The following is a 7,096-nucleotide window of genomic DNA, read 5'->3' as shown; positions in this document are numbered from 1 at the left end:
CTCGCCTACGTGCTGAGCCAGCCGTTCCCGGCTTGCGCGCTCATCGGACCGCGCAACGAGGCCGAAATGCTCTCATGCCGCGACGGCGCGGAGCTTGTGCTCACTCCGCAGGAGTTGGCATGGCTTGATTTGACAGCAGCTACGGTGTAGCTGCATGATGGAAGCCCCGGCGGGTAGTGCCGGGGCTTTTTTACGTTGTTAGTGGCAATTTATTTCTCCCCGCTCCAGCTGAAACAAAAGGAATTTCTACCTCTAATTCGCGCTGCGTAGTGGCTGAACGAGAGTTAGCTGTAGAAACTCCATCTAAATCATCAGTAGATGAACGGTAGTGGTAAATTCGGCGAAATTAACGGTAGGAATTCCAGTTGCTTGAGCAAAAATGGCATAAACCAGAAATAATAGCAGCAGAAATCGGCGTTAATCGCAGCATGTCCCCCTAGACCAATTAGAGGACTACGGTTCCCTCTCGCCGAAAGAATTGCTTACCGCAATCTTTTAGCTGCTATGAGCCTCATACTCATCTACTCTATTAAGGGAGTTGTTCAAATGAAGTACTTTATCATTACCGGCACATCCCGTGGTCTTGGAGAAGCTATGGCATTTAAGCTCATTTCTCCTGAGCATCACCTGATTTGTTTTTCCAGGACAAAAAACAATGACTTAATAGCGGCTAGTTGTCACCTAGATTACTACGAATTTGATTTACAAAACGTCAATCAAATCGAAGCTCTGATGGAACAAGTATTCCAGAAGATTAATCTAACAAATGCTGAAGGCGTCTATCTCATTAATAATGCAGCTATCATTTCACCTTTTTCCCGAATCGAGCAAGCAAACTCACAGGACTTAATGGACAACCTTCATGTTAATCTGCTCGCCCCTATCGTGCTTACCTCCAGTTTCATACGCTTTACTCAGCACCTACCGTTAGAAAAGCGCATCCTAAACATTTCCTCAGCCTCTGCCAAACAATTGCTTCCAGGTATGAGCGCATATTCGGCTGCTAAAGCGGGACTCGATGCTTTTTCATCTTGCGTGGGATTGGAACAGGGAGTCGAATCAGGGGCAGTTAAAATCGTCTCGGTTTACCCGGGTATGGTCGATACAAGTCTGCAAGAACAGGCAAGGAACACAAGCAATGAAGCATTGGCCACACCGGACATTTTTAAAATGGTAAAAGATCGCGGTATGTTGGCATCCCCCACTGCAACAGCCGACAAATTGATTGGCTTCTTGCTCGGCAAATCCTTCCATCAAGGGGCAGTTGTAGAAGACCTCTTCCTGTAGCAACGACCTCAAGCACATCGGCAAGCCCCCCATCCTCCGCCCTAATGGACGGCTTATCCATCCACATGATAAAATAGAAGCTAACACTACTCACATCGTTAGCTAGCTTTCCTTGAGGAAAGCTTTTTAGGAGGTTCCATGGGAAAGACAGATATTCGCCGAGATGCCATTATGCAAGCCATCAAAGATAAAGGCTCCATCGCCTTGATCGATATCGTTCAGCAATTTGGCGTGTCGGAAGCAACAGCCAGGCGGGATCTTGAGATTCTGGAGCAAGAAAAACGCTGCATCCGCACCTTCGGAGGCGCCGTGCTGGAAAGCTTAAAGGTGGAAGTCCCCTTTTTCAACAAAATGGACCTTTATACAGAAGAGAAAAAAGAAATCGCCGACAAAGCGCTTAACTTCATCGAGGACGGCGATATTATCGGCTTAACAGGCGGAACGACTACGACGTTCATCGCCAAAAAGCTGAACCAATTCAAGAACCTCACCGTCATCACCAATGCGGTGAATATTGCCTACGAGTTGATCGGCACGCAAGGGCTGCAGCTCATTCTGACGGGTGGCGTGATTCGCACGCAAACGTTTGAACTTTCGGGGCCGCTCGCCAATGCCACACTCGATAATCTCAGCATCCGCAAAACCTTCATGGGTGTAGACGGCATTTCCTTAACTCGCGGCATGATGATCTACAATGAGCTGGAAGCCGAAACGAATCGCCGGATGATGAAGCAATCCATGGAGACGTATCTTGTGGCCGACCATTCCAAATTCAGTCGCAGCTCTCTTTTCGTCATAGGTGAAGTGCAGGAAACAACCGGTATTATTAGCGATTCCAAAATAACACCAGAAATGAAGGAAGCCTTCAGAGACGCCGGCGCCCCCTTCCTTTAAGAAGAAAAACTCGACCTCTCGGCTCATCACCGGGGATCGAGTTTTTTTCATATTAACAGCACCTATTGATTTTGCCGCTTTCATAACGCTCGTGAAGAGACTGCATATAGAACTCTTTTTCCGTCAAAATGGGATGGCCCGGATGATGCTCCTGCTGATGCTTCACGTATTTGTCATAGTCCGGGATATTGAAAATGATCTTGACCGTCGTGTTCAGCTTGTTCGAAAATCTCGTGATCGCATTCACGATATCACCCTCCAAATGTGGATTGGACGAACGGCGATTCTTGCAGTTGAGGCTTTTGTTTTTGAATAATAATGTTGAACCACAAACGAATTGAAATGATAATCATCAGAAGGACGACGATACCAAAGAAAATCGTTAACCCTGCATCGATATAGTTATTCGTTACAATTTGGTGCATAATGTCCATGTTTTTAGCTGGCGCTATTACTTGGCCTTTATCAATCCCCTCTTGATACTTTTTGGCAGCCGATAGAAAACCGATCGTTGGATTCGGGGAAAATGCTTTTTGGTAACCCGCAGTCAACGTAGTCACGGCCAGGAACACGAAAGGAATCATGCCTACCCAAGCATAGCGGGCTTTGCCCATTTTGATCATAATCGTAACCGCTACGGCTAAAGCAATGGCCGCCAGCATTTGGTTGGCAATCCCGAAGAGCGCCCACAGGGAGTTAATGCCGCCAAACGGATCGACAGCTCCTTGATAAAGGAAGTATCCCCATGCCAAGCAAACGATCAGGGAAGCGATGAAGTTGTATCTGAGATCTTTGGTTTGGCCAAAAGGTTTGTAGAAATTGCCGACTAAATCCTGAAGCATAAATCGGCCGACGCGTGTCCCCGCATCTACGGCAGTCAGAATAAAAACCGCTTCGAACAAAATCGCGAAATGATACCAGAACGCTTTGGCCCCGTTTAAAAAGGAAGAGAAAATCTCAGCCATACCTACGGCAAGCGTTGGTGCTCCACCCGTTCGGGAGAGGATCGTTTTCTCGCCGATTTCTTTTGCCGTGCCCGTAATTTGATCAGGCGTCAAAGTGAAGCCCCAGGATGAAATTTTGGCTGCGACGGCAACAGGATCGGTGCCAATCACAGCCGGCGAAGAGTTCATCGCGAAGTACAGACCTGGCTCCAAGGAGCATGCTGCAATCAATGCCATCACCGCAACGAAAGATTCAGCGGCCATTCCGGCAAAGCCGATAAACGGCGCATGGCTTTCTCTATCAATCATTTTCGGCGTCGTACCGGAGGAAATCAATGCGTGAAACCCGGAGACCGCGCCACACGCAATCGTAATGAACAAGAACGGGAATAAATTACCGGAGAACACAGGTCCAGTACCGTCAATAAACTTGGTTACGGCAGGCATTTTTAGTTCAGGCAAAATCACCATAATACCGCCGGCAAGGAGCAGGATTACCCCTATTTTCAAAAATGAGCTTAAATAGTCCCGCGGAGCAAGCAGTACCCAAACCGGTAAAATGGAAGCAATAAGCCCATAGATCACCATCAAAACCGCAATTTGCGGAGCGGTGAACGTAAACATGCTGGCTAAAGCCGGACTTTCCGCCACAAACTGGCCTGACCACAAAACGATCATTAACAAAACGAAACCGATGATAGAACCCTCAATGACTTTGCCGGGACGAATAAAGCGCATATAAAAGCCCATGAATATCGCAATCGGCATCGTCATCGCAATAGTGAACATGCCCCAAGGAGATTCTGCTAACGCTTTCACAACAACAAGCCCAAGAACAGCAACGATAATAATGAGAATGGCCAGCGTTGCAATAGAAGCCAAAGTACCGCTGAATGGGCCAACTTCATCCTTGGCCATTTGTCCGAGCGACTTGCCGCCGCGGCGCATGGAACCTACCAGGGTTACAAAGTCCTGCACGCAGCCCGCAAGAACGGCCCCGATAATGATCCAGAGAATACTCGGCAAATATCCCATCTGAGCGGCCAAAATCGGGCCAACAAGCGGCCCCGCCCCTGCAATCGCAGCAAAATGGTGACCGAAGAGGACATATTTGTTCGTAGGTACATAGTCTTTGCCATCATTTTGAACATGAGCCGGCGTTGCCCGCTTGTCGTTAAGCTCATAAATTTTGCGAGCGATAAATCGACTGTAGAAACGATAGCCGAAAGAATACGTACAAATGGCAGCAATAATTAACCAGATCGCCGAGATGCTTTCGCCTCTCGAAAGTGCGAGCATCGCGAAGCCTGACGCGCCAAGCAGGGCGATGACACCCCAGATCACATAGGAAGCAAATTTGTTTTTTAATAGTGACATATCTATGAACACCCTCCTGATAACATGATTGTTAGCGCTTACAGGAAGTATAGCTTGTTTGGGGAACAAGCGGAATACCTCAAACGCAACATGCCATTTTCGAGCTTCATGATGTTAAATTTCTAGTTTCAAACGCAGCTGCTTCACATAATTCCGGCTGACGGGTATGGTGCTTCGCCCTGCATCTTCCATCAGCAAATTGTACGCGCCATTCACCCAGGTCTTCATTTCTGAGATGGCAGCGAGGTTAACCAGATAGCTTTTGTGACAGCGGAAAAAACCATACGGCTCCAACTTCTGCTCCAGCTCTGATAACGTATACGAGACATTATAAGCCTTATCGTGAAGGTGAACCTGCACATGCTTAATCTCCTTGCTAATATACATAATATCCTTCGGCGAGACATATCGGATTCCTTCTTCCAATTCCAAAGCGAGCTTTACGCTCGTTTTCACGGATGTCGTCTGGCCTGGTGCGGCCGCCGCTGCGCTGTTCTGAGGTTGTGTTTTGCTTTTGCGCAGCTCCCTGAACACAATGGCGATATCCTCCTCATCGTACGGCTTCAGCATATAATGAAAAGCACGCAGCTTAAACGCGTGAACGGCGTATTGATCGTAAGCAGTGGAAAAAACAATTTTCACCTGCGGATTGATCTCTCCTACAATTTCGGCAACCTGTAAGCCGCTAAGATCCGGCATGTCCATATCAAGAAATAACACATCCGGCGCTAATTCTTTGACCTTCTTAATCGCATCCATTCCGCCAGTTGCCGCGGTAACTTTCTCCACCTCCTCACTGCTTTCCAATAGATAAATCAATTCTTCTCTAGCCGGCTCTTCGTCATCCGCAATGACAATATTCCAACCCAACCGCCATCACCTCACCCAAAATTTAATGATCGTGCCTTCCCCCGGCTTGCTTGCAATTTCCAAAGGATGTTCTTTGCCGTAGTGATAATTCAGACGCTGCTCGATATTCCGCAAAGCCAGCCCCGCATGTTCCGACTGAAGATCGGATCCTGCTGTTTCAAGACCAACTCCGTTGTCCTGTACAGTAATACGCGCATGGAGCTTGCCCTCGTCCAATTCCTCCTTCACCGAAAGTCGAATGACGCCGATGCCCGGCTTGTTTTTGATACCATGCACGATCGCATTCTCGATCAGCGGCTGAATCGTAAAAGGTGGAATCGCATGGTCCAGCAGCCTTTCGTCGATATCGGCGTAAAATTCCATCTGATCCCCTAGACGGGATTTGATCAAACTCAGATAAGACATGACCAGCTCATATTCATCGCGTATGGTAATAAGACGCTGGTTGCCGTGACTCATATTTTTGCGCAAAAACTTGGATAGATGCATCACCATTTGGCGGGCCTCTTCCGGTTTCGTACGGATAAAAGATTTGACTGTATTGAGCACATTAAACAGGAAATGAGGATTCATCTGCGCCTGCAGCGAACGAATCTCCGCATCCGCCAAAAGCTGTGTTTGCCGATCCGATTCAACGAAAGCATATTGCTGAGAAAGCAGCTCCGCGAGTGAGGAAAGCATGCGTCTGCGCGACGGATTGTCATCCTGCTCACGCTCGAAATACAGACGGAACTGGCCGACCTGCGGCTGATTGGGAACACGGATGATGAGATCGTTGGCGTGCTGCGTTTTTCTCCCCTCCGCAACCCATGACTTGCCATCCTTGCTGAAAAATACGCCTACCGACTTCATTTCCTCATTCAGCACCTTCGAGATTTCCGCTACCGCCTTGTCGAAATCCAGCCGCCAAAGCGGCATCGTCATATCGGCAATTTGCAGCGCTTGATGGGCATGCTCCGCACCAATTCTGGCCTCTTCGCGCTCCATTGTGTTATATAACACAAAATAGAGAGCGACACCAACACTATTCGCGAGCGTCTGAGGCAAACCAATAAGCGACACCAGGTTGAATGCATCATCCCAAGGCTTGGCCAAAGCAAGAATAAGAATCATCTGTAAAGCTTCTGCCATGAATCCAACGAGAAATGCGAGCTGTACGGACGCTATTTTCCGAAAGCGTTTCTTGAAGGCATTGCGACACAGCCCTGCCAATATGCCCTGCAGAATAGGAGCAATCATACAGGCAACCGCTACAAATCCACCTAGGCTGTACCGATGCACGCCGGCTATGATGCCGACGATCAATCCGCTTTTGACGCCACCAAGCAGTCCTGCGATGACAACTCCAACGGTTCGTGCATTCGCAATCGCCGCTGTTGGCGAAACCTCGCCAATCCACGGCGCCGGCCTGTACGTGTAGTCGGAAACCGTCACACCCGAATACGTCGCAAGAATCGCATACGCGGAGAAAAAGAACAAGAACCGCCATTGATACGTCCTGTCCCCTTGATAGCTCATATAGCTGCGCATCCATCGGCTGCGGGAAAACGCGAACGCCAGCGCGATCAGAAAACCAACCCGTTCCATCATATCCACGAACAATTGAATCAGTTGAAGCATGCTTCACTCACCTTTTGCAATCTCATATTGTTATCCTAACAGAAATTGTGTGGGCTTGCTTGCCGTATACTCATCTAGCGCACCTTTCCCCGCCAGCCATTATT

The 7,096-nt window shown here is 48.4% G+C and carries 6 protein-coding genes and 1 pseudogene; 3 read left to right on the top strand and 4 right to left on the bottom strand.

All coding sequences use genetic code 11. The features are described from left to right. The 3 genes and pseudogenes from PCH02S_RS36655 to PCH02S_RS35045 all read left to right on the top strand — a co-directional run. Positions 1 to 150: pseudogene (locus PCH02S_RS36655) on the top strand (aldo/keto reductase); the annotation flags it as partial. A gap of 396 nt (positions 151 to 546) precedes the next feature. Further along, positions 547 to 1,287, top strand: a complete 741-nt coding sequence (locus tag PCH02S_RS35050; RefSeq protein ID WP_164819849.1) for an SDR family NAD(P)-dependent oxidoreductase — start codon at positions 547 to 549, stop codon at positions 1,285 to 1,287. A gap of 138 nt (positions 1,288 to 1,425) precedes the next feature. Next, positions 1,426 to 2,181, top strand: coding sequence for a DeoR/GlpR family DNA-binding transcription regulator (locus PCH02S_RS35045; protein WP_127458734.1), 756 nt, complete (start codon positions 1,426 to 1,428; stop codon positions 2,179 to 2,181). A 52-nt stretch (positions 2,182 to 2,233) separates the two neighbouring features. On the opposite strand, the gene PCH02S_RS35040 is transcribed toward PCH02S_RS35045, so the two are convergent. The 4 genes from PCH02S_RS35040 to PCH02S_RS35025 form a co-directional block, all read right to left on the bottom strand. Beyond that, positions 2,234 to 2,428 carry a YbdD/YjiX family protein gene (locus PCH02S_RS35040; protein ID WP_174806861.1) on the bottom strand — a complete coding sequence of 65 codons (195 nt, stop codon included), beginning with the start codon at positions 2,426 to 2,428 and terminating at the stop codon, positions 2,234 to 2,236. 4 nt (positions 2,429 to 2,432) lie between these two features. After that, on the bottom strand, positions 2,433 to 4,502 hold the full coding sequence (locus tag PCH02S_RS35035; protein ID WP_127458732.1) for a carbon starvation CstA family protein: 2,070 nt from the start codon (positions 4,500 to 4,502) through the stop codon (positions 2,433 to 2,435). A 114-nt stretch (positions 4,503 to 4,616) separates the two neighbouring features. Beyond that, complete coding sequence (locus PCH02S_RS35030) at positions 4,617 to 5,372, bottom strand: LytR/AlgR family response regulator transcription factor (RefSeq protein ID WP_127458731.1); 756 nt, start codon at positions 5,370 to 5,372, stop codon at positions 4,617 to 4,619. A 6-nt stretch (positions 5,373 to 5,378) separates the two neighbouring features. Beyond that, positions 5,379 to 6,992, bottom strand: coding sequence for a LytS/YhcK type 5TM receptor domain-containing protein (locus tag PCH02S_RS35025; RefSeq protein ID WP_246069431.1), 1,614 nt, complete (start codon positions 6,990 to 6,992; stop codon positions 5,379 to 5,381). Positions 6,993 to 7,096 lie beyond the last annotated feature (104 nt).

Origin of the sequence: Paenibacillus chondroitinus NBRC 15376 (assembly GCF_004000765.1) — a bacterium.
Taxonomy (GTDB): domain Bacteria; phylum Bacillota; class Bacilli; order Paenibacillales; family NBRC-103111; genus Paenibacillus_E; species Paenibacillus_E chondroitinus.
The sequence above is the reverse complement of the archived record's forward strand: the minus strand, read 5'-3'. Positions and strand labels throughout refer to the sequence as shown.